Source organism: Mycobacterium sp. (assembly GCF_965229105.1).
Classification (GTDB): Bacteria; Actinomycetota; Actinomycetes; order Mycobacteriales; family Mycobacteriaceae; genus Mycobacterium.
Genome location: NZ_OZ245858.1, coordinates 6,404,365 through 6,425,936 on the forward strand (window position 1 = coordinate 6,404,365; position 21,572 = coordinate 6,425,936).

Annotated in this window: 20 protein-coding genes and 1 pseudogene; 8 read left to right on the forward strand and 13 right to left on the reverse strand. The window is 63.9% G+C overall.

Features of this window, described 5'->3' with window-relative positions; genetic code table 11:
- Positions 1-118: 118 nt before the first annotated feature.
- Positions 119-2,392 carry a GAF domain-containing SpoIIE family protein phosphatase gene (locus tag ADBZ9O_RS30275; protein WP_526527167.1) on the forward strand — a complete coding sequence of 758 codons (2,274 nt, stop codon included), beginning with the start codon at positions 119-121 and terminating at the stop codon, positions 2,390-2,392.
- Here the strand turns inward: ADBZ9O_RS30275 and ADBZ9O_RS30280 are convergent.
- Both ADBZ9O_RS30280 and ADBZ9O_RS30285 read right to left on the reverse strand, forming a co-directional pair.
- Entirely contained in the window at positions 2,373-3,017 is a 645-nt protein-coding gene (locus tag ADBZ9O_RS30280) for a cation efflux transmembrane domain-containing protein (RefSeq protein ID WP_526527169.1), read from the reverse strand. The genes ADBZ9O_RS30275 and ADBZ9O_RS30280 overlap by 20 nt on opposite strands.
- Entirely contained in the window at positions 3,017-3,355 is a 339-nt protein-coding gene (locus tag ADBZ9O_RS30285; protein ID WP_526527171.1) for an ArsR/SmtB family transcription factor, read from the reverse strand. The genes ADBZ9O_RS30280 and ADBZ9O_RS30285 overlap by 1 nt, the downstream gene beginning before the upstream one ends.
- A gap of 100 nt (positions 3,356-3,455) precedes the next feature.
- Here ADBZ9O_RS30285 and ADBZ9O_RS30290 point away from each other — a divergent pair, with 100 nt between their 5' ends.
- A complete protein-coding gene (locus tag ADBZ9O_RS30290; RefSeq protein WP_526527173.1) occupies positions 3,456-4,160 on the forward strand; it encodes an SDR family oxidoreductase in 705 nt (234 codons plus the stop codon).
- Here ADBZ9O_RS30290 and ADBZ9O_RS30295 read toward each other — a convergent pair.
- Positions 4,154-4,432 (reverse strand): YchJ family metal-binding protein, encoded by a 279-nt coding sequence (locus tag ADBZ9O_RS30295; protein ID WP_526533676.1) that lies wholly within the window; start codon positions 4,430-4,432, stop codon positions 4,154-4,156. The two genes, ADBZ9O_RS30290 and ADBZ9O_RS30295, sit on opposite strands and share 7 nt — an antisense overlap.
- Positions 4,433-4,495: 63 nt before the next feature.
- Positions 4,496-4,540 (reverse strand): annotated as a pseudogene (locus ADBZ9O_RS30300) (hypothetical protein); the annotation flags it as partial.
- 221 nt (positions 4,541-4,761) lie between these two features.
- Here ADBZ9O_RS30300 and ADBZ9O_RS30305 point away from each other — a divergent pair.
- Positions 4,762-5,793, forward strand: coding sequence for a hypothetical protein (locus tag ADBZ9O_RS30305; RefSeq protein ID WP_526527175.1), 1,032 nt, complete (start codon positions 4,762-4,764; stop codon positions 5,791-5,793).
- A 9-nt stretch (positions 5,794-5,802) separates the two neighbouring features.
- On the opposite strand, the gene ADBZ9O_RS30310 is transcribed toward ADBZ9O_RS30305, so the two are convergent.
- From ADBZ9O_RS30310 to ADBZ9O_RS30330, 5 genes are read right to left on the reverse strand one after another with little or no spacing between them, the layout of a single operon-like run.
- Complete coding sequence (locus ADBZ9O_RS30310; protein ID WP_526527177.1) at positions 5,803-7,071, reverse strand: amidohydrolase family protein; 1,269 nt, start codon at positions 7,069-7,071, stop codon at positions 5,803-5,805.
- Positions 7,072-7,090: 19 nt separating this feature from the next.
- Positions 7,091-7,864 carry a class II aldolase/adducin family protein gene (locus ADBZ9O_RS30315; RefSeq protein WP_526527179.1) on the reverse strand — a complete coding sequence of 258 codons (774 nt, stop codon included), beginning with the start codon at positions 7,862-7,864 and terminating at the stop codon, positions 7,091-7,093.
- A complete protein-coding gene (locus tag ADBZ9O_RS30320) occupies positions 7,861-9,468 on the reverse strand; it encodes a class I adenylate-forming enzyme family protein (protein WP_526527181.1) in 1,608 nt (535 codons plus the stop codon). Before ADBZ9O_RS30320 ends, ADBZ9O_RS30315 begins: the two co-directional genes overlap by 4 nt.
- A gap of 30 nt (positions 9,469-9,498) precedes the next feature.
- Positions 9,499-10,269 carry a FadR/GntR family transcriptional regulator gene (locus ADBZ9O_RS30325; RefSeq protein WP_526527183.1) on the reverse strand — a complete coding sequence of 257 codons (771 nt, stop codon included), beginning with the start codon at positions 10,267-10,269 and terminating at the stop codon, positions 9,499-9,501.
- A gap of 28 nt (positions 10,270-10,297) precedes the next feature.
- Positions 10,298-10,627 carry an Rv1352/Rv1906c domain-containing protein gene (locus tag ADBZ9O_RS30330; protein WP_526527185.1) on the reverse strand — a complete coding sequence of 110 codons (330 nt, stop codon included), beginning with the start codon at positions 10,625-10,627 and terminating at the stop codon, positions 10,298-10,300.
- 349 nt (positions 10,628-10,976) lie between these two features.
- Here ADBZ9O_RS30330 and ADBZ9O_RS30335 point away from each other — a divergent pair, with 349 nt between their 5' ends.
- From ADBZ9O_RS30335 to ADBZ9O_RS30355, 5 genes are read left to right on the forward strand one after another with little or no spacing between them, the layout of a single operon-like run.
- On the forward strand, positions 10,977-12,629 hold the full coding sequence (locus ADBZ9O_RS30335) for an ABC transporter substrate-binding protein (protein ID WP_526527187.1): 1,653 nt from the start codon (positions 10,977-10,979) through the stop codon (positions 12,627-12,629).
- A 15-nt stretch (positions 12,630-12,644) separates the two neighbouring features.
- Positions 12,645-13,682: an ABC transporter permease gene (locus ADBZ9O_RS30340; protein ID WP_526527189.1), complete on the forward strand. Its 1,038-nt coding sequence runs from the start codon at positions 12,645-12,647 to the stop codon at positions 13,680-13,682.
- On the forward strand, positions 13,682-14,644 hold the full coding sequence (locus tag ADBZ9O_RS30345) for an ABC transporter permease (protein ID WP_526527191.1): 963 nt from the start codon (positions 13,682-13,684) through the stop codon (positions 14,642-14,644). The genes ADBZ9O_RS30340 and ADBZ9O_RS30345 overlap by 1 nt, the downstream gene beginning before the upstream one ends.
- Positions 14,641-15,687: an ABC transporter ATP-binding protein gene (locus ADBZ9O_RS30350; protein WP_526527193.1), complete on the forward strand. Its 1,047-nt coding sequence runs from the start codon at positions 14,641-14,643 to the stop codon at positions 15,685-15,687. The genes ADBZ9O_RS30345 and ADBZ9O_RS30350 overlap by 4 nt, the downstream gene beginning before the upstream one ends.
- Positions 15,684-16,691, forward strand: a complete 1,008-nt coding sequence (locus ADBZ9O_RS30355; protein WP_526527195.1) for an ABC transporter ATP-binding protein — start codon at positions 15,684-15,686, stop codon at positions 16,689-16,691. Before ADBZ9O_RS30350 ends, ADBZ9O_RS30355 begins: the two co-directional genes overlap by 4 nt.
- A gap of 146 nt (positions 16,692-16,837) precedes the next feature.
- Here ADBZ9O_RS30355 and ADBZ9O_RS30360 read toward each other — a convergent pair whose 3' ends face one another.
- From ADBZ9O_RS30360 to ADBZ9O_RS30375, 4 genes are all read right to left on the reverse strand, one after another.
- Complete coding sequence (locus tag ADBZ9O_RS30360; RefSeq protein ID WP_526527197.1) at positions 16,838-17,203, reverse strand: Rv0313 family protein; 366 nt, start codon at positions 17,201-17,203, stop codon at positions 16,838-16,840.
- 89 nt (positions 17,204-17,292) lie between these two features.
- Positions 17,293-19,128, reverse strand: a complete 1,836-nt coding sequence (locus tag ADBZ9O_RS30365; protein WP_526527199.1) for an Hsp70 family protein — start codon at positions 19,126-19,128, stop codon at positions 17,293-17,295.
- A 119-nt stretch (positions 19,129-19,247) separates the two neighbouring features.
- A complete protein-coding gene (locus ADBZ9O_RS30370; RefSeq protein ID WP_526527201.1) occupies positions 19,248-20,303 on the reverse strand; it encodes an NAD(P)H-dependent amine dehydrogenase family protein in 1,056 nt (351 codons plus the stop codon).
- 4 nt (positions 20,304-20,307) lie between these two features.
- The gene (locus ADBZ9O_RS30375) at positions 20,308-21,537 is read right to left on the reverse strand and encodes a hypothetical protein (protein ID WP_526527202.1); all 1,230 of its coding nucleotides are present in this window, start codon (positions 21,535-21,537) and stop codon (positions 20,308-20,310) included.
- Positions 21,538-21,572 lie beyond the last annotated feature (35 nt).

Genomic DNA, 21,572 nt, shown 5'->3' on the forward strand with positions numbered 1-21,572 from the left:
GCTGATGGTGATACGACATCTCCTGAGTGGCTACAGTGAACGCAAGTGACCAACGACCGACCGCGCGTGCGCAAACTACCAGCTGTCCGGCAGGCGCCGAATTGACCAAGTTGGTCTCATGAGCAGCGGCGATAGGCGTCTGTCGGCCCTCGATCTAGCCAAGGACCTCGTCCCGCACGGCACACCGATCGATTTGGACAACTGTGCCCGCGAACCCATCCACATTCCGGGCAGTATCCAACCGCGCGGTGTGCTGGCGGTGGTGCGAGAGCCCGACTTCGAGGTACGTCAGGTCAGTGCCAACGTCTCTGACCTGCTCGGCCGGTCCGTCGACGATGTTCTGTACCGGCACCTCTCCGTGCTGATCGGCGCGCAGCAGGCCGCCCGGATCGAGCAGGCGTCGTCGACCTTCAGCGACCTTCACGAACGCAATCCGCTCAACTGCACGCTCGATGTCAACGGCGAGCTACGCGCCTTCGACGTCATCCTGCATCGCGAGCCGGGCGGGGTCCTTCTGGTCGAGGTCGAAATCGCCTACGGCGAGCGACCCTTCTCTTTCCCGAACACCTATCAGGCGGTGCGCAGTTCGGTCGAGGCGCTGAATATGGCCAACACTCTGCCCGAGTTGTACGAGACCACCACGCGAGCAGTCCGCGACCTGACCGGATTCGACCGCGTCATGGTGTACCGCTACGACGAGGACTACAACGGCGAGGTCGTAGCCGAATCCAAGCGTGAGGACCTCAACACGTTTGTCGGCTTGCACTACCCGTCCACCGACATCCCGGCGCAAGCCAGGGCGCTGTATGAAAAGAGTTGGCTGCGACTCATTTCCGACGTCGACTACACCCCGGCTCCCCTACTACCGGCGATCGATCCGACCACCGGGGCACCGCTGGACCTCACGCATGCCACGCTGCGCAGCGTCTCGCCCATCCACATCGAATATTTGCAGAACATGGGGGTGCGGGCATCGATGTCGATCTCATTGCTACGGCACGGGCGGCTGTGGGGACTCATCGCATGCCATCACTATTCCGGTCCACACCTGCCGCCATTCGGTGCCAGGGTTGCGGCCGAGTTCCTCGGTTCGACCTTGTCGTTGAGACTGGTCGATCGGTTCGAAGAGGACCAATTACATACACGGCTGGCGGCACAGGCAGTACTACTTAAACTCTCCGCCGCCACCCTGGACGGCCATAAACCGCTCACCACAGCCCTTCTCGGCGCACCCGGCTTGCTCGACCTGGTGCCCGCCGATGGTGTCGTCGTGAACGTTGAGGGTCACCGACAGACGCGCGGGACCGTTCCGTCGAGGGATGTCGAATCGGCTATCACCGCCTGGGCCCGCGACGCGGGCGACGAGATCGCCGCTAGCGACTACTTGTCTCGTGAGCTGTCCGCTGAAGACCTCGACCCGGAGTCTGCCGCAGGCGCGCTGGCCATCAATCTGCCCGACGGGCAGTACGTGGTCTGGTTCCGCGGCGAGGTGCTGCGCACCGTTGACTGGGGCGGCGACCCGCACAACAAGGACATCGCCGTCGGCGAGGGCGACGGCGTCAGGCTCAGCCCACGCAAATCGTTCGAGCGGTGGCGCGAGACTGTCAACCAGCACAGCGAATCGTGGTCATTGAACGAGACGGAGTCCGCCGAGGCGTTGCGACGCCACCTCGTCGAGACGCTGTATCGCCGTACCCGTGACGAGCTACGCATGGCCGAGACGCTGCAACGCAGCCTGTTGCCCCAGTCGATACCGACCGTTGCGGGCTGGCAGCTATCGGCGCACTACGAGCCTGCTGCGGGCGGTCGCATCGGTGGCGACTGGTACGACGCGTTCGAGTTACCCGACGGCCAGTTGGTTGTGCTGCTCGGTGACGTCGCCGGGCATGGCATCGCCGCCGCAGGCACGATGGCGCAGCTTCGGAATGTGCTGCGCGCGCACCTCTTCGCCGGAGCCGCACCGGCTGAGGCGCTCAATCGGCTCAATGCCTTTTGCGTGCACATGATGCCAAGGGCGTTCGCCACCGTCATCGCCGCGCGCGTCGACCCGAGTTCAGGGCACGTCGAGGCAGCGTCTGCCGGCCACCTGATGCCGTACCTGACGAACTCGGCGCCGAAGGCGGTCGCGGCACCCATCCGGCTCTCCCCACCCATCGGCATCAGAGAGATGACCTACACATCCAGCTCGTTCTCCATCGCGCCCGGATACGGCCTGGTGATGTATTCCGACGGCCTGGTAGAACGCCGCGGGGAGGCGGTCGACGACGGTATCGACCGGTTGGCTACCACCCTTGGCGGCGTCGGCGATGTGCCGGCCTCCTGGATCTCGACGGCGATGGCACGGGGTAACTCCGACGACGACATCACCATCGTCACCCTGTACCGCCACTGACTCCTCGGTCGCAGCAGGTGTCACCTCTCCACGCGTCCAGTCCTTCTCTGATCGCAATCGCGGCGATCGCCAGGCCTGCGATGGGGTCGGCCCACGACCAGCCGAACACGGTGTTGAGCACCAGTCCGACGAGCAGGACCGCCGACAGGTAGGTGCACAACAGCGTCTGTTTGGAATCGGCCACTGCCGATAGTGATCCGAGCTCGCGGCCGGCCCGCCGTTGCATCCATGAAAGCACCGGCATGACAGCCAAACTCAGCGCCGCGAGAACTATGCCGATGGTCGAATGACGTGCTTCGCCAACGCCGGCGAGCGACCGGACCGCGTCGACGGTGACGAAGGCGGCCAACCCGAAGAACGAAAAAGCGATGATGCGCAATGCCGTCTTTTCCCGTTCCTCAGGGTCACGGCCGGCGAACTGCCACGCCACCGCGGCGGCGGAGGACACCTCGATGACTGAGTCCAGTCCGAAGCCGATCAGCGCGGTGGATGACACTCGCGCGCCTTCACTGAGCGCGATGGCGGCTTCAAGAACGTTGTACGAAATGGTCAATGCCACAAACCATCGGATACGTCGGCCGAGCAGAGCGCGCCGCGCATCGGAGAGCGTAGGAGTGGTGGGCATCAGCAGCAGCCGCAACCCTGGCCATCGCCGCCACTGCAGCAGCAATTCGGATCGACCGCGAGCACCAAACCCATCAAATCTTTGAGCGCGTGGCCAATCCGAGGATCGGCCAGCTCGTAGCGGGTGCGACGGCCTTCGGGAATGGCGGCGACCAACCCGCAACCGCGAAGGCAGGCAAGATGATTGGACAGAATCTGCCGGGAGACGCCGATGTGGTCGGCAAGTTCGGACGGATAGCCGGGTGAGTTGTTGAGGCTCAACAGGATCTTCGTGCGGGTGGTATCGGACAGCGCATAGCCGAAACGCGCCAGCGCATCGCTATGGAGCAACGTCTGCATGACTGCCACAGTACAGCTAATTCTGTATTCAGCGAATTCTGTATCTCCAACTAGACCCAATGAGCCTGCGGCCCGGAGGTGCGTGACGCACGATGGTCAGATGGACCTCTCTTCGTGCACTGCTCTGGTCACCGGCGCCAACCGTGGGCTCGGCTCGCAGTTCGCCACCCAACTCCTCACGCGGGGCGCCAAGGTCTACGCCGGAGCCCGTAACCCGGACTCCGTCGCTATCGACGGCGCCATCCCCGTGGCTGTGGACATCACCGATCCGGCATCGGTTGCCGCCGCAGCAGCGGCGGCGGGCGATGTGACGCTGCTGGTGAACAACGCCGGAATCGCAGCCGACGTCAATCTGCTGACCTCCGATGACCTCGGTGGCGCTCACCGGGAGATGGAGACCAACTACTTCGGCACGCTGTCGATGATCCGGGCGTTCGCCCCCGTTATTGCGGGTAACGGCGGCGGCGGAATCCTCAATGTCCTCTCGGTGCTGTCCTGGGTGAGCTTCCCTGACCTGAGCGGGTACTGCGCCTCGAAGTCGGCCGCCTGGTCGATGACGAACGCGGCGCGGGCACAGCTGGCCGACTCCGGGATCGTGGTGACGGCGTTGCACGTCGGCTTGATGGATACCGACATGGCGGCCGGTCTCGATGGCCCCAAGTCGAATCCGGCCGACGTCGCCGCGCTCGCGCTCGACGGCGTCGCGGCGGGCGCGTATGAAGTGCTCGCCGACGATACGAGCCGCGGAGTGCAAGCCGGACTCGCCAAAGGGGTTGCGGGCGTTTATCCCCAGTTCGCTCAGTAGTCACCGTCGACGTAGAACCAACGGCCGGCACGACGCTCGAATCTGCTGCGCTCACGCAGCACATCGCTGTCCCCGGCGAACATGTAGTGCGCCGCGAATTCGACCTCTCCGCTGTTGTCGCCCACGCCACCAGCGTCGGTCTCCAGTAGGTCAAGACCTGTCCACGTGATGCCTGGGTCGACACGCACATCGGCGGGCCGTGTCCGTGGATGCCAGGTGCGGAACAGGTAGTCGGTGTCGGAGCGGACATAGGCCGCATATCTCGATCGCATCAGTTCTTCCGCGGTCTCTGCCTGCCGCGCGCCGTGATGCAAGGGCCCGCAGCACGCCTGGTAATCGGCTCCGCTGCCACACGGGCACGGCTGCCCCAAGGCGTTCATCACTACGTCAACCTAGCCCGTGCCGGTATCAAACGAGCTTGAGCAAACCAGTAGAAGTTGTCCATATCTACAGCTCGGTGCAGCGATTTCTGCGATACCGCATCTAAATAGGCATTACAACGAACAGATGGACAATCAAATAAGTTCGCTGGTATTGCGTCAGCGGGAAATATTGCGATAGGTTTCCCTGCGGTACGGGTCGTCTCAACCAAGGGGAAACCATGCGCGCTGCTCTTAGCACTTCTATCGCCGTCGGCGCTGTCGTGGCCACGGCCGGCGCACTCGTCGCTACCCCCATTGCGGCGACACCAGCGCCGGCCATTCCGCCGATCCAGACCCATCAGATCGAACTGGCCTCCCTGCCGGTGGGCACGCTTGCTCTGGCCTTACTCCAGAATCAGTTCGAAAATGTCAGCTACGTCGCCGAATCGGCCTTCATCATCGGATCCAGCGCGTTTGAGGCCGGCGCCGCCGCAGTCACTGCGCCGATCACGTTTGTCCAAGCACTGACGGCCCCGAACGGAGATGTGCTGAAAGCCGTGGGCGCGACCGCAGCGTCGATCGTTGTTCCGCTGTCCAACGCGGGTGCGGCGATCATCGATCCGATCTATGCGATCGGCGCACGCGGTATTAGCGTCCTCATCTACACGGCCGCCGGTGCCGTCGTCGTCACGCAGGAAGCTATCGGGTTGGGACTGATGACGGTCCGGGGCATTCTCGCCGCACCGGGCGCGGCACTTGAGAACCTCGCAGCCACCGGCGATATCGGCCAAGCCATCGGCGCAGGCGGCGACGCTTTCAACACCTATGTCGGCATCGGAGTTGCTGATCTTGCCGGCAGCATCGATTGGGCTCGCGACGTGATCAACAACGCCCTGAACCAACCCCTGGTCGGGACATCCGACCGCGTCGGGCAGGCAAAGTCGGCCGGCCCCGAAGTCTCTTCGGCCCCAACGAAAGCGGCGGTGTCAACCTCGGACGCCTCCAGCACGGAGAAGGCCCAGGTCTTCACGGACGCAATCAGCCAGAACAAGCTCGTCAGTAGCCAAAAGTTCAGTACGGCGCGCAAGGTTGCAGACAGCCTCAAGGACAGCTTCCCCGACTCTGCCGCCGCGAAGAGCAATGACGACACAACGCAGGCCGCCGGCGGCAAACATGCCTCTGACGTCGATAAGGCGAGCAGCACCGCCGGGGCCAAGCAGAACTCGGCACCCGCCAATACCAGCGGCAAGCGCACCAAGCACGCCAAGTAGCCGCCTCAATCAGAACGCGTTGGGATCGTCCTGGATCGCGGCCGGTACTGGGTGCTGATAGAGCCGAGCCGCGTTCTCCCACGTCACCTTTCGGATGATCGGATCGGGTAGACCACGAATCTGCTCATGGATGGTGCGCTGGGTGTGCGGCCATGTCGAGTCACAGTGCGGATAATCGGCTTCCAGCAGAATGTTGTCCTCGCCGATCCGCTCGTACTGGATGAAGGATGACTGATCCTCGACGGCACAGAACCAGAAGTTGCGCTTGAACACTTCCGACGGGTGCAGTGTCTCTCCGAGCTCACGCCACGTTCCGTACATCTCGTGGTAGCTCAGCATATGGTCGAGACGATCGAGAAGTCCTGCCACCCAACCTATTCCACCTTCGGATAGACAGATCTTGAGGTCCGGGTACCTGGTGCAGACGCCCGAGTACAACCAGTCCACCGCCGCGGTGATGGCATAGGCGAAAAACAGCACACCTTGGACGTCAGGGGGTGCGTCGTCGGTGGTCGACGGTGACGTGCCCGAGGACCCGATGTGCAGGTTGACCACCGTCCCGGTCTCGGCGCAGGCCGCCAGCAGCGGATCCCAGTAACCCGAGTGGATGGTCGGCAACCCCAGCATCGCCGGATTCTCGCTGAAGGTCACGGCATGGAATCCGCGTTCGGCGTTCTCGTGGATCATCTTCGCCCCGACGTCGGGGTCCAGCAGCCAGGGCAGCTGGCACGGAATGATCCGGTCGGGATAGGGACCGGCCCACGCATCGATATGCCAATCGTTCCAGGCGCGAACACACGCCATGGCCAGGTCGCGATCCGCGGTCACCTGCTGTAGGCGCTGACCGGCGAAGCCGGGCAGAAACGAGGGAAAGTTCAGTGATGCGTAGACACCGTTGAGGTCCATATCTTTGACCCGCGCATGGATATCCCATGCGCCGCGCCGCATTTCGTCGAACCGGGCCGGCTCGAATCCGTACTCGGAGACCGGGCGCCCGACCACGGCGTTGAAACCGACGTTGGGCAGAGACTTCCCGTCATACATCCAGGTCTGCCCACCGTCGCCGGTCTCGACCACCCTCGGGGCGCGCTCGGCGAACTTCTGCGGAACGCGGCCTTCGAAGGTGTCCGGTGGTTCGACGATATGATCGTCGACCGAAATCACCGTATAACGGCGTTCGGCCCGTTCGGGTTCGGGCAGAAAAGTCACCGAGCGGTCGGCCCCGGTCTTGGCCTTGGTGAAGTTCAGATTCCCGGCGAGCTCGTCAATCGAAGCCATGGTCTCAACTCTCGTTTCTCTAGCTCAGCACATCGTGGTCGGCTTTGATGGTCATTCGGGCGGCGCCCGCCCAGTACACGTCAGCGGCGCGTTCGATCAGGGACGCTTTCATTCCGACCAAGTCGCCGCGGTTCATCTGCTTTGGCGTGCGGCCGGTGAGCATGACGTCGTAGGCCAGTTTGCAGACCCGCTCGATCGACGCCGCCCGGTACACCGCCTCTGGGATGTTGCGCCCAGTGATGATGACACCGTGATTGGCCAGCAGCACCATATGCGCGGACCCCATCTGCTCGATCAATTGCACTGCGCGCCAGGGCTCGTCGATTTCCCCGTCATAATCGGGCACCAGGTACATATCGTCGAGGAACAGAGCGCCGGTCTGGTGGAGCAACTCGGGCAGCATGCCCAGAGCGGCGAGCACGCTGACGTAGTACGGGTGGTTGTGAATCACCACACGCGCATCTGGGTGAAGACGGTGCAGCTCGGTGTGGATGTGAATGGCAGGCGTGACGTCCCAGCGACCACGGACCACCCTGGCATCCTCGTCGACGACGCAGATGTCCGAGGCAGTCAGCTCCTGCCACCACAGCCCCCACGGGTTTACCAGCATGTCGGTCTGGCCGTCCGGTTGCCAGGTGATATGCCCGGCCATATTCTCGGCGAACCCGAGCCCGGCAAGATGACGGAACGCCACCGCCAGCATCTGCTCGTTGGTGAGCTCGACGCCGATGGGCGGTACTTTCGACGGCGCCCACACCGCGAGGCCGCCGCGCCGCACTTCTCCTGTGCTCATGTCAGCTCCAAGGTAGATCGAATCTTTTCGCGGAGTTCGCCTTTCGCGACTTTTCCGCCCGATGACCGTGGAAGTGCGTCGAGGACCTCGAGCCGCTCGGGTAGTAGTTCCGTCGATACCCCGAGCCCGCGAAGGTGCTCGACAAGCGTCGGCAGGTCAAGGGTGTCGGCGCGTTTGAGTTCGACGAAGACGCATACCCGTTCGCCGAACAGCGGGTCGGGCATCGCCACGGCCGCGGCCACCGCCACGGCGGGGTGTGTGGCCACCACTTCCTCCACCTGCACGGCACTGATGTTTTTGCCGGCGCGCAGAATGAAATCCGATGTTCGACCCGCCAGGGTGAGGTAACCGTCGGCGTCCAGCTCGCAGATGTCCCCCATCCGCATCCAGCCGTCCTTGGTGAACAGCTTGTCGTGATCGGTACCGCCGAGATAGCCGAGACTGGTTGCGGGACCGCGGCACACTGGCTGCCCGCGACCGGATTCCGTGACATCCAGATCACCGTCGAAGAGCCGCACCTGCATTTCCGGCACGATCCGACCGGCGGTACGCAGTCTCCGATGGAACGGATCCGCGACGCTGGTGGCGCTGAGCATGCCCGTTTCGTTGGATCCGTAGAACTGCAAGATGGTGGCGCCGGTCAGCTCCTCGAACTGGGCGGCCTGCGCATACGGCAGTGGCTCGCCGCCGGTGAACACCACCCGCAGACTGCTCATATCGTGATCCCCGAACGCGTCATCGGCCAGGATCATCGCCAATTGGCTACTGACGCAGCATAATACGGTCACCCGATGACGATCGATGGCCTCGCACGTCGAGGCGGCGCTGAAACGTTCGATACGCACGGTCGTGGCACCGAGGTGAATCGGCGTGGAGTGGGAGGTCCAGATGCCGAATCCGAAAGGGGTGGGGATCACCGGAAGGAACACGTCATCGGGCGTGAGTTCACCGTTGGCAGTGGCCTTCTGGTGAAAGTAGTACCACCGGTTCTGGGTGTGGACAACACATTTGGGCAGCCCTGTGGTGCCAGAGGTCGAATTGATCAGAAATACATCGTCGGGGCCGACAGGCACCGGGCCGGTCCCCTGCGGGGGGCTGCTGTCGATGACGAGATCGTCGGCGTCATCGCCGAATGCGGCCACGCGCAAGGCGGGGTCAGCGTCGACCGCCGCCTGCGCCCCGGGCTGGCGGCGTTCGACATCGCTGACAAGCAGGACCGGTCGCGCCGTCCGCAGAATCTGTGTCACCTCGCGCACACCTGCACGCGCCCCGAGACCGACCACCACCGCGCCGCACCGTTCGATCGCGACAAGCAGGACGTGAATCGCCACACTGTCGCGATGCCAGACCGCGACGCGATCACCGGGCACCACCCCCAACGCGACGAGGCGCTGCGCCAGGTTGTCGGCGGCGTGGTCGAACTCGCGCCAGGTCAATTGCCCCTCATCGACCACGCTGTCAGCGAAGTCCACATACGCCGCTTTGACCGGCGATGCGCTGGCGTTATGCCGGACACGCTGCGACAGCGTGGTGTCCGACCACCACCCGTGTGCCCGGTAGTGCGCGGCTTCCGCGCTGGTCGCGGCGGCTACATCGACGCCCATCACCAAATCATATGAAAATAAGCCTGCCCGTCAATGGTCCGGTGCCCATGTGCGCACCATCGACGCGTCGACGACTCCGGACGAGCCCGGATAGTGCTGGGCGTTGATCAAGTGCGCCGCGGCCAGGTCGTGGGCACGGCGCTCGTCACCGGCTTCGATCGCGTCGATCACCTGCCGATGGTCTTCCAGCACCGCCAGGCGCTCGGCGATCGGGACGATGCTGTGGTCGGTGACGCGGCTCGACCAGCTGGTTTCGTGCGCCGACCACAACGTTTCCAGCGCACCGACCAGCATGATCATCGTTTGGTTCCCGCAGAGCTGGACCAGCGCTTCGTGATAGCGCCGGCTCGCCGACGTCGCCTGGTGCAGGTCATCGACGGCGTCGACGGACTCTGCGTGCAACAGCCGCAAGGCAGGGACGACGACCGTGGCACGGTCAGAACGCTTGGCACACAATGCCGCGCACGCCGGTTCGACTTCAAGGAGCGCGTCTCCGACATCGGAGAGGCCGACCTCCTGCGAGCCCAGCACCAAACCGATCGTGTACGCGACATTCGCTGCGTTGGGCCGTCGCACCACTGCACCACCGAGCTTGCCGCGCCGAACCCGGAGTAACCCCTCGGCCTCGAGAATGCGCATCGCCTCCCGCAGTGACGGTTTGCTCACCGGGAATTCGCGCAGCAACTCATCTTCGGTAGGCAACACACTGCCGTCGGCGAGGTCGCCGCGCAGAATCCGCCTGCGCAGCTGATCCGCGACCTGTTCAGCAAGACGCCGGAACTGGACCGTCTGTTCTGCCACCGACCGAGTATCTACCCCGCGCCGGACTCTAGTTCAGAACGCGCGTCACCAGCTGCCACGGTGTGCAGCCCTCGGTGCGGAATGACGCGACCCGCTGATTCACCGACGCGGTCAGCGGTTTGGCGAAAGTGCTGACGGTGTCGATGGGCTGACCATCGGCGCTGTAGGTGGAAAACGTGCACCCGGCCGCGCCAGGGGCGATCTCGGCGACGTACTTGCCATAACCCATGGCAGTCGGCACTGCGTAGTCACCTTCTGGGAACTCCGGTGCTGCCGACGCAGGGGCCGCCACCAGGACCGCAGAGGTGACCATCATCGGCAAAACCAGGTATCTGCTCAGTACGCGCACGGTCGCCATTCTGCGATATTGACGCTCAGAACGCATACCTTGTGGGCGCCTCACGGTGCTGACCCGCGACCGGGTCCGCATCGGACGAATTCTGGCCGCATTTTTCGTCGCGGTCGCGATGCATTCGGTCTGAAAACCGACCGCGCCAGATTTATTCGGCTACTTTTTCAGCCAGTGCTGATCGCCTGGGCGCTGTGGTCAACGGCGATTCCGCGCCGCCACAGCTAGCTGAAACAGGAATTTTTCGCTTCCGCCGGGATGCAAACTGGAAAATTTCCGGCCAAGATCTACCCAGGGTGCGCCAAGGTGGCGTACAGCTGTACTGGAGTCGGCGAGCCCGCCAACGTTTTGGAGTGAGATGAACAAGCTGCGCAAGGTCACCGCGATCGGATGCGTCGTCGCATTTTCTGCCTTCGGCGTCGCCGCATGTGGCGGAGACAGCTCCGGAGGTGGTGGCTCGGGCGGTGATTCCGGTGGCGATGTCAACGTCTCGATGACGTCATTCCCCGATTACATCGACCCGCAGCTGTCGTACACCGTCGAAGGCTGGGAGACGTTGTGGAACGTCTACACGCCGCTGCTGACCTATAAGCACGCCAAGGGTGCAGACGGCGCGCAGGTGGTTCCCGGCCTGGCCAAGGACATGCCGGAGATTTCCCCGGACGGCCTGACCTACAAGCTGACCATGCGGCCCAACATGAAGTACTCCGATGGCACACCCATCAAGGCCTCGGACTTCACCTACGGGATCCAACGACTGTTCAAGGCCGATTCCGGTGGCTCGGTGTTCTTCGAAGGCATCGTCGGCGCCAAGGACTACGCCGACGACAAGGCCCCCACGATCAGCGGGATCGTCACCGATGACGCGACGGGTGCCATCACCATCACCCTCGAGAAGCCCAACGGCACCTTCAATAACGTTCTGGGCCTGATGTTCTCGGCGCCGGTTCCCCCCAGCACTCCGCTGGACAAGGACGCAACGAACACGCCGCCGCCGGCCAGCGGACCGTTCATGATCACCCACGTCGAGTCGCCCCAGACGATGACGCTGGAACGCAATCCGCAGTTCAAGACTGTCAAGGACGCCGGGGCCACCGAGGTCGCCGACGCCCAGGTCGACAAGATCACCATCACCCAGAACAAGAGCAATAGCGCGCAGGTGACGGGTATCGAGCAGAACACCATCGACTTCATGGCCGATCCCCCCGACGCCGATCGGCTCGCCGAGGTCAAGGCCAAGTACGGCGACCGGTTCCGCATGGAGGAGTCGATCAACACCTACTACTTCTTCATGAACAACAAGACCGCCCCGTTCAACGACATTCGAGTCCGTCAGGCGATCAACTACGCGATCGACCCCGAGGCGCTCAACCGCGTCTTCGGCGGTCGCATGCATCCCACCCAGCAGATTCTGCCGCCGGGAATGCCCGGTTACGAGGAGTACAAGCTCTACCCGGGTCCGGATATGGCGAAGGCGAAAGCGCTTATCGCCGAAGCGAACCCGACCGATAAGGACATCACGGTGTGGACCGATGACGAGCCGGATCGCAAGCGGATCGGCGAGTACTACCACGATGTGCTGACCCAGCTGGGTTTCAACGCCACGCTCAAGGTGGTCGCCGGTGACGTCTACTTCGCCACCATCGGCAATACATCGACACCGGATCTGGACACCGGTTTCACCGACTGGTTCCAGGACTTCCCGCACCCGGACGACTTCTTCCGGCCGCTGCTCAACGGTGCGAACATCCTGCCGACCAATAACAGCAACTACTCGCAGGTGGCCATCCCCGAGAACGACGCCACGATGAACAAGCTGCAGGAAGAACAGCTTTCCGACGACGTCAAGAAGCAGTACGCCGCACTCGACAAGGCCTACATGGAACAAGCTGTCTGGGCGCCATACGGTAACGAGGAGTTCACCACGTTCGTCTCGGACCGACTGGACTTCGATAAGGCGTATAGCCATATCTTGTTCAATCAGGACTACTCGGCGTTCGACGTCAAGTAGATAAGGCACATCTAGATGGCAGCCCCCATCGACGACGTGCAGGTCCCGGACACCCCACCGATTCCAGCTGGGGTGTCCACGGCCGAGATCCGCGGACGCAGTCCCTGGTATCTGGCCTGGATCCGCTTGCGGCGCAATAAAGTTGCGCTCCTATTCGGAGCGTTGTTCCTGCTGATCGTGGTGTTCTGTCTGGCGGCGCCGTTGTGGGCCGACCACGTGGCGCACACCGGGCCCAACGAGAACCACATCACCGACAAGATCATGATCGACGGTCAGGAGGCGTACGTCGTCGCGCCCGACGGCAAGCCTCTTGGCCCCGGTCTGCACGGTCGCTATCTGCTCGGCGCCGACCAGAACGGTCGCGACGTGATGGTGCGGCTGATGTACGGCGGTCGAACGTCGATCTACATCGGCGTGGTCGCGGCCATCGTCACCTCTGTGCTGGCGGTCATCGTCGGTGTGCTCTCCGGCTATTTCCGCGGCTGGGTCGACTCGACGTTATCCCGCATCATGGACGTCATCTGGGCCTTTCCGGTGCTGCTCCTCGGTATCGCACTGGGCACCGCACTGGCCATCGGCGGACTGAATGTCTTTGGCGCTCAGATCGCCGGTGACTCGTTGTGGATCCCGATCATGATCATCGGTTTCGTGTACGTGCCCTATATGGCACGCCCGATTCGTGGTGAGATCCTGGCGCTGCGGGAGAAGGAGTTCATCGAAGCCGCGGTCGCGCAGGGCAACGGCCCACTGCGGATCATGGTTTCCGAGCTGCTACCCAATATCGTCTCCACGATCATCGTGTTCTTCACCCTGAACATCGCCAACAACATGCTGCTGGAATCGGCGCTGTCCTTCCTGGGCGCCGGGGTGCGCGCACCTAACGCGTCATGGGGCACGATGATCGCCGATGGCTATCAAGTCATCTACACGGCACCACATTTGACGGTGGTGCCCGGGTTGATGATCGTCTTGACGGTGCTCTCACTGAACGTGTTCGGCGACGGATTACGCGATGCGCTCGATCCCAAAGCCAAGATCCGGCTGGAGCACTGATGGGACGCTTTATCGCCCGACGCCTCGCCGGCATGATCGCTGTGCTGTTCGCGATCTCGGTGATCGTCTTCCTGATCTTCAACGTGATTCCCAACTCGGATCCGGCCGCACGCATCGCAGGCAAGAACGCCAACCCCGCCCTGATCGGCAGGGTCCGTGCGGATCTCGGACTCGATCAGCCCCTACCCATGCAGTACCTGAAGATGATGAAGCAGATCTTCACCGGCCAGCTGACGTCATATGCCAGCTCGCAGAACGTCGGCGAACAGATCTGGAAAGGGCTGCCTGCCACCCTGTCGCTGTGCATCGGCGCTGCGGTGTTGTGGATGGCGCTGGCGGTCTGGTTCGGCTATCTCAGCGCCGTGCACGCCGGGAAGTTCACCGACCGCGCATTGACAATCCTTGCTCTGGTTGGCATTTCACTGCCAGTGTTCTGGCTGGCGGCCATCCTGCTGTACTACTTGAGCTTCAAGGCGCAGCTGTTCCCTACCGGGAGCTATGTGCCGTTTACCAAAAACCCCGGGCAGTGGGCGTATCACCTGATACTGCCGTGGCTCACCCTGGCGGTGCTTTACGTCGGGTTCTACAGCCGTGTGCTGCGCTCCAACATGCTCGACGTGATGAACGAGGACTACGTCCGCACCGCCCGCGCCAAGGGGATCAGCGAACGTCAGGTCCGGATCAAGCACGTCCTGCGGAACTCGATGATCCCCATCGTCACCCTGTTCGGTCTGGACTTCGGCGCGGTGGTTGGTGGCGGCGCCATCCTGACCGAAACGGTGTTCAATATCAACGGTGTTGGCCTCTACGCCGGCCAAGCGATCGGCAGCCTGGACCTGCCGCCGCTGATGGGTGTCACCATCTTCGGAGCGTTCTTCATCGTGTTCTTCAATACCGTCGTCGACATCCTCTATGCCTTCCTTGATCCCCGGATCCGGCTCGGAGAGGCGGCACCGACATGACCACTGACCACGATGGACCCATTCTCGATGTGGCGGAGCTGCAGGTCAGCTTCACCACCGAGGACGGTGTCCTGCGCGCCGTCGCCGGTGCCTCCTTCGATCTGCACAAGGGTGAGATCCTGGCGATCGTCGGCGAATCCGGCAGCGGAAAGAGCGTCACCGCACAGACTTTGATCGGCCTGACCCGGTCGTCGAACACCACCATCGCCGGTGCGGTGCGATTCCGTGGCCGCGATATCACCGGGCTGGACGATGATGAGCTGCGCGAGATTCGCGGCCAGCACATCTCGATGATCTTCCAAGATCCGATGACATCGCTGAACCCGGTCTACCGGGTCGGCGACCAGATCATCGAGATGATCCGGGCACACAGCAAGGTGCCCAAGGCCCAGGCCCGCGAACGCGCCGTCGAGTTGCTGCGGTCGGTCGGAATTCCCAACCCCGAGAGGCGCGTTCGCGATTATCCGCACGAGTTCTCCGGCGGTATGCGTCAGCGCGTCATGATCGCGATGGCCCTGGCCCTGGAACCTGAGGTGCTCATCGCCGACGAGCCGACCACCGCGCTCGACGTGACGATTCAGGCGCAGATCATGGCACTCATCGAACGGCTCAACGCCGACCGCGGTCTGGCCGTCGTGCTGATCACCCACGATCTCGGGGTGGTGGCCGAAGCCGCCGACCGCGTGGTGGTGATGTACGCCGGGCAGATTGTCGAGGACGCGTCGCTCGACGAGATCTTCTACAACCCGCAGCATCCCTACACCTGGGGTCTGCTCGGGTCGCTGCCGCGGCTCAACGAAGATCGCCCGGAGCGTCTGCCCTCGATCGCGGGATCGCCTCCGTCGCTGCTGAATCCGCCCACCGGGTGCCGCTTCGCGCCGCGCTGCCCACACGTGTTCGACAAGTGCGCCGAACCACCTCCGCTGACCGCTCCGGAGGATGGTGGCAGCCATCTCGACCGATGCTGGCTCACGCCCGAGGACAAGACCCGACTGCGTGACGTTGACGGCCGGATCGGCCTACGGAAGGCGGTGTCGCAATGAGTGCCGGCGAACCCTTGCTCGAGGTGACCGATCTGGTCAAACACTTCCCGATCAAATCTGGCGTCATCGTCGAACGCGAAGTCGCCAGGGTGCGCGCGGTGGACGGCGTCAGCTTCACCCTGCACGAGGGCGAAACACTGGGCCTGGTCGGCGAATCCGGCTGCGGTAAGTCAACGCTATGTCGGGCCCTACTGCAGCTGACGGCACCGACATCGGGTTCGGTCCGCTTTCAGGGGCAGGAACTCGTCGGCCTGTCGCGACGTGAACTGCGGCCGCTGCGCCGGCAGATGCAAATGATCTTCCAGGATCCGTTCGCCTCGCTGAATCCCCGCAAGCGGATCGGCCAAATCGTCGGTGACCCAATGGAACTGCACGGTCTGGCCAGTGGCGCCGATCTCAAACGGCAGGTGCAGACCCTGCTGGATCGGGTCGGATTGCAGGCCGAGCATTACAACCGGTATCCGCACGAGTTCTCCGGCGGACAGCGCCAGCGGATCGGAATCGCCCGCGCGTTGGCGCTACGTCCGAAGCTCGTGGTCGCCGATGAACCGGTCTCGGCCTTGGATGTGTCCGTGCAGGCGCAGATCATCAACCTGCTCGAAGAACTGCAGGACGAATTCAAGTTGTCCTACCTGTTCGTCGCACATGACCTCAGCGTCGTGCGGCATGTGTCCGACCGGGTCGCGGTGATGTATCTGGGCAAGATCGTCGAGAACTCCGACTCGGACATGTTGTACCGCAAGCCGATTCATCCGTATTCGAATGCCCTGCTGTCAGCGGTGCCGATCCCCGACCCGAAGCTCAATGCCAGCCGTGTTCGGGTGGTGCTCGAAGGCGATGTGCCCAGCCCCATCAACCCACCGGACGGCTGCCGGTTCCACACCCGCTGCCGCTGGGCCACCGAGATCTGCTCAGCCGAGGAACCCGCACTACGCGACTACGGCGAAGCCCACGAGGCGGCGTGTCACCACCCGCAGAACGTGGGTGACGTCGCGCGGGTCTAGTCTCTCTGCGACGCTCTGCTCGAGTTCATCATCATGGTCGCTTATGGCTGCGGTTTTCCACCGATCCACGACCATCAGCAGCCGTGGTGGTGAACTCGGCCAGAGCACCGATGACAGTCTGTCGGCAAGGCCGAGCGGGGCGTTTCCTAGTCCGCGACCTCGTCGGGTTCTGACTCGTCGAGCACACTGACGCCGATCCCGTACGGCAGGAAACGCACTTTCCGGTTGGCGTCGGTGTTGTGCTTGTTGGCGCGCAACGCATCGAGTTCGTTGGCGTACACCTGTTCGACGGTGGCCCCGCCGCTATCACCGATGGTGAAGATGGCCCACACGCCGTCACCCGTTTCGCCGGCTGTCTCTGGTTCCGGTCGGGACCGGCGGCCGCCTGTGGCCTGGTCGAAGAAGACTCCCAGACCGCCTTTGCCGAGCGCGTCGCGAAGACCCTCGCCTGCTTCGCGCACGATGCGGTCCAAATCTTCTGGGTCGAATCCGAACGGTCCGTTGTTCGCCATTTGTGGTCCTCCTGACCGCACTGCCCCGCATCTGCGCGGCGTTGATCCCAGTGTGCGCGAATTCGGTCTAACGCGCCACGACGGTTCGCTCAGGGCTGCGTTGCCTGGTTTGGCACCTGGATCGGGATCGGCAGCGGGAGCAACGGGATGTTGAGGTAGGTCGTCGTCATATCGGGCCGCGTCGTCGTCGTGGTGGTCGGCTCAGTGGTGGTCGTCGTCGGTGGAGTCGTCGTCGTCGTGGTCGTGGTCGTGGTCGTTGTGGTGGTGGTGGTGGTCGTCGTGGTTGGCGGCGTCGTCGTGGTCGTGGTCGTCGACGGGGTGATGTACTCCGTCACCGGTGGAGGTGGCGCCACAGTGACGGTCTCCGGAGGTGGCGGAGGTGGTTCGGTGGTGATCACCTCAGGCGTCGTCGGGGGCGGCGGTGGTAACGCGGTGGTGGACAGCACCGGCGCAGTGATACTCGGCGTGGTGGTCGGGGTGGTGTTGGTGGAGTCGGTCGTCAGTGTGTACGCGACTCCGCCGACGGCAACCAACGCGATGAGGGCGGCCACCCCGACGAAGAGCTGCGGCAGCCGATACCAGGGCCGTCCCTGCGATTCGACCATTCCCGTCGATGGCGTGTACTCCACGCGCGGGCGCGCCCCAGTTCCATCGAACGCGTAGGGGTTTGCGTTGCCGGCGTAGGGATTTGGTGAATCGTAATGGTCCGGCCCGTCGTAGGGCACCGGGTCGGCGACGCCCTCGTCGTCCTGCGACCAGGCCAGGGCACGGAACGTCGACGATCCTGGCGCGTCACCGCCGAACCCGGCCGGCGGCGCGGCCGGCATGCGTGCCATCGTCGCGGCGTCACCCACCGCGGTGGCCATGCCGGTGGGTGCGTCGGCGTCGGGTCCGCGCGCAGCGATCAATGCCGAGCCGACCGCGGTATCCAGATCGGGCCGTGGCGTGGTCACGACCGGCGCCGTGGTGTGCTCGGAGAGTCGTTGGGTGATCAGCGGGATGCTCGCGCCGCCGCCGACAGTGGCGATGGCGCTGAGATCGGCCCAGCCGATCTGGTTGCGGGTCAACAGGTCCTCGAGCGCGGCGATCACACCGTCCAGCGGCACCTGGATCAAGGTTTCGAGCTCGGCCCGGGTCAGCCGGATCTCTGAGCTGAAACCGGGCAGCTCGGCCATCAGATTGGTCGCGGTCTCACGCGAGAGCCGTTCCTTGGCGCGCCGGCATTCGTCGCGCAATTTCGCCAGCGAACCGACCGCGGCCGTGACGGCGGGATCGACGTCGCCGGACCGGGAGATATCACCAAGCACCGAGGTCAACAACGCCTGATCCAGGAGATCGCCAGAGAAATCCGGATACCGAACGGTCTCCCCGAGCGGCCGGAACGTCCGTTCGGCATCGGCCAGGGTGATGCTGGTGCCGCTGCCGCCGAAATCGAGCAGGGCGACCACACCACGGGCCGCCAAACCGGGATTGACCTGCAGCGCAGTCAGTGCGCTGACGGCGTCGGAGACGAGGCGGGGCGCGACCCCGTTGGGCGATAGTTTGCGATCGGTGCGCAATCCGGCGCCGAAGGCCTGCACCGTGGCCGGTGACCAGTAGGCGGGTACGGCGATCACGACGTCACTCGTCGGGGCAAGCCCGCCGACCGTGTCGGCCATCGCGCCCAGCGCCTCGGTCATCAGCCGGTCGGCGTAGTGGGTGGATCCATCGACGGCGACCAGCGGGACCCGATCGCCGACGCGTTCGACGAAACCGCGCATGACCAGGCCGGGCTCAGTCAGGCTGGGGTTCTCCGACGGCAGCCCGACCTCGGCAGGGCGGTGGCCGTAGAGCGTCAACACTGAGCGGCGCGTCACCGGTGGATTTCCGACACGCGCCGCCACGAGGTTGGTCGTCCCGATCGACAACCCGAGCGGGTCGGTCACTGAGTACACCTTGCATTGCGTCGGTCAGCGGGCAGTGGCCACCATAACCGCCCCACAGCAACCGTTGCGCCCCCGACACCCGCTTGGGCGCGCACTCATAGCCTGCTCACAGGCCCGACCTAGGTCGCAGCGGTGCGATTCCAGACGAATGGGATATCGGCCATCGTCACGAAACCGGGTGCTGCCGCGCACACAGCGGGCACGGCGTTGACCGCCTGCATCGCCGTGGCCACACTGGCCGACTGCACGTGATCGCTGATTGGCACATCGCGAACGAAGCTGGCCAGCGTCACCACATGAGCCTGCACCGACGGCGTGCCCTCGATGGTGATCGTCCAGCCGTGCTGCGGAGTGGGCCAATGCTTGGGCTGGCGCTCCCCCACCACCCAGAGGGTTTCAACCTGAATGATCGCCTGCCCAGCCCGGCGACCCGTCCAACGCCACCGCTGCCCGGCCACGGTGCCTGCCTTCAGTATGCGGCCGAAGATCTCCCTGTCCTCGCTTGCCGGCACCACGTCCAGCTCAGTGCTCACCTCGTCCAGGCCGGCCCCCAACGCCTCGCCGAGTAGCCAAACCTGTTGCTGGAAAAGGTCACTCGTGTAGCGCAGGCTGGGCGCATCGGGTGTGACATCGGCCGGGTCGGCGCCGAACATCATCTGCCCGAAGGTGATGTCGACGCTGTCGTACATCGACCAGTCGGCGCGTTCCTGCACGGTCACGCGCTCGATGCTGCGGCACATGCCTGCCATCGCCAACGGCAGGACGGCACCGAGGTTGCCCGGATTCAGCCCGGTGCCATGCAGGGAGCTACCACCGGTTCGGCACGCGTCGAGCAGGCGTTCCCGGTCGGCCGGTTCGGTACTGGCCGGATGGAAGGCGAACGCGGTGGTCACCACATTGGCGCCCGAGGACAGGATCCGGCAGACGTCATCGACCGACGGGGTCCGCGGCGTGTACAGCACGCAGTCCACACCACCTGCCAATACCTCGGCGATGTCGGTCGTGGCCGCGATGCCGACCGGTTGGCGGTCCACAAGATCACCGGCGTCGACGCCGTGCTTATCGTCGGAGTACACCTTGACCCCGGCCAGTTGCAGCTCGGGATGGTCGAGGATGCCGCGCAGGGATTCTCGTCCGACTGCACCGGTCGCCCACTGCACGACGCGATACGGCATCGGTTCAGACCACAGTCAGTGGCAGCGACTTGCGCGTCTCGAACTCCCAGGTGGCGCCGCCGCTGAACTTGACGACCTCCACCTCGGGGGCCACCTTCGCGGCGGTGTCGCTGTGCTGCAGTTCCAGAGTCCAATCGGTATCGGTACCGGTGACGTGGACGTGCAGATAGGGGTCGACTGCGGTCGCGACAGCCTGCAGGGGTTCCACCGAGGCCGGCGAGCACAGTGCGATCCACGTCCCGTCGTCCTGGGATGCGCACTGGTGCACGTGCAGCCGACCGCCTTCGATATCGGCCTCGACGTAGCCGGCCGGGTTGAGCATCGGATGCAGCTCCAGCACCCGGAGCACACCTTCGGTCCCGCTGGGCAGATTGAGTGCCTTGTGGATGCGCTCGGCGGCGATCCCGGCCAGCCCGATCAGCTGTTTGGTGCAGATCTGTTTCTTCAGATCACCGTCGGCGCGTTTACCCACCGAGTGGATGAAGGACAGGTTCAGCAGATGCATCTGCAAGCACACCTCGTCGGCCATCCGCACCAGCGCCGAATGCGAGAAGGCGGCGAAGTCGAAGTCACTGACCAGCGGCCCCGAGTAATCCGCCAAACCGTCGTCACTGGGGTCGATCGGGTTCAACTCCCATGTGGCCGCACGGCTTTCGCCGATGACCGCCAGGTGTGGGTGATCCTCGACCTCGGGGTAGGACTCGTCGATGATGACCGTCCAGGCGCAGTGCGGGTTGCGGTCGACGGGAGTGCGGGGCGGGCGGTGAATGGGCCGGATCTGCGCCCGACGGTTGGTGGCGACGGCGGTGGCGTCGAAGGTCGGATCTTCGATGTCGTGGCACATCCCGCGGACGTACTCCTCGCCCATCGGTTCGACGTCGAGCAGCGCACCGCAGTGGTCGAGGTGGAATTCGCCATGCCAGCGGTCGTGCACCGTGTACCGGAAATCCATGAACTGCGGCGGGGCGCCGATGTCCAACTGGAGTCCCTTGAAAATCGTGATGAGGTCGACGCCCTCGTACTTCAGGGCCTTCTGCATGCGCCGGGTGTAGATCGGGCTGGCGCCCATCCACTCCTCGATGGCGATCTGCAGCATCTCTTCACGACCGAAATTACTGATGCACCAAGCCATTCCGGATCGATCGATGAGCTGACCGATCAGCAGGAGTTCGGGAACCAGGGTGGCGAGTTCGTCGCGGGACAACGATTCAAAGCGACTGTGGGCTGGAGTCACGCGCCAAACATAGAGCGATTAATGTTATAAAGTCA

Bases quoted from the DNA above. Each gene is read 5' to 3' on its own strand.
- ADBZ9O_RS30275 (WP_526527167.1), top strand. From the start codon at position 119: ATGAGCAGCGGCGATAGGCGTCTGTCGGCCCTCGATCTAGCCAAGGAC.
- ADBZ9O_RS30280 (WP_526527169.1), bottom strand. From the start codon at position 3,017: ATGCCCACCACTCCTACGCTCTCCGATGCGCGGCGCGCTCTGCTCGGC.
- ADBZ9O_RS30285 (WP_526527171.1), bottom strand. From the start codon at position 3,355: ATGCAGACGTTGCTCCATAGCGATGCGCTGGCGCGTTTCGGCTATGCG.
- ADBZ9O_RS30290 (WP_526527173.1), top strand. From the start codon at position 3,456: ATGGACCTCTCTTCGTGCACTGCTCTGGTCACCGGCGCCAACCGTGGG.
- ADBZ9O_RS30295 (WP_526533676.1), bottom strand. From the start codon at position 4,432: ATGCGATCGAGATATGCGGCCTATGTCCGCTCCGACACCGACTACCTG.
- ADBZ9O_RS30305 (WP_526527175.1), top strand. From the start codon at position 4,762: ATGCGCGCTGCTCTTAGCACTTCTATCGCCGTCGGCGCTGTCGTGGCC.
- ADBZ9O_RS30310 (WP_526527177.1), bottom strand. From the start codon at position 7,071: ATGGCTTCGATTGACGAGCTCGCCGGGAATCTGAACTTCACCAAGGCC.
- ADBZ9O_RS30315 (WP_526527179.1), bottom strand. From the start codon at position 7,864: ATGAGCACAGGAGAAGTGCGGCGCGGCGGCCTCGCGGTGTGGGCGCCG.
- ADBZ9O_RS30320 (WP_526527181.1), bottom strand. From the start codon at position 9,468: ATGGGCGTCGATGTAGCCGCCGCGACCAGCGCGGAAGCCGCGCACTAC.
- ADBZ9O_RS30330 (WP_526527185.1), bottom strand. From the start codon at position 10,627: ATGGCGACCGTGCGCGTACTGAGCAGATACCTGGTTTTGCCGATGATG.
- ADBZ9O_RS30335 (WP_526527187.1), top strand. From the start codon at position 10,977: ATGAACAAGCTGCGCAAGGTCACCGCGATCGGATGCGTCGTCGCATTT.
- ADBZ9O_RS30340 (WP_526527189.1), top strand. From the start codon at position 12,645: ATGGCAGCCCCCATCGACGACGTGCAGGTCCCGGACACCCCACCGATT.
- ADBZ9O_RS30345 (WP_526527191.1), top strand. From the start codon at position 13,682: ATGGGACGCTTTATCGCCCGACGCCTCGCCGGCATGATCGCTGTGCTG.
- ADBZ9O_RS30350 (WP_526527193.1), top strand. From the start codon at position 14,641: ATGACCACTGACCACGATGGACCCATTCTCGATGTGGCGGAGCTGCAG.
- ADBZ9O_RS30355 (WP_526527195.1), top strand. From the start codon at position 15,684: ATGAGTGCCGGCGAACCCTTGCTCGAGGTGACCGATCTGGTCAAACAC.
- ADBZ9O_RS30360 (WP_526527197.1), bottom strand. From the start codon at position 17,203: ATGGCGAACAACGGACCGTTCGGATTCGACCCAGAAGATTTGGACCGC.
- ADBZ9O_RS30370 (WP_526527201.1), bottom strand. From the start codon at position 20,303: ATGCCGTATCGCGTCGTGCAGTGGGCGACCGGTGCAGTCGGACGAGAA.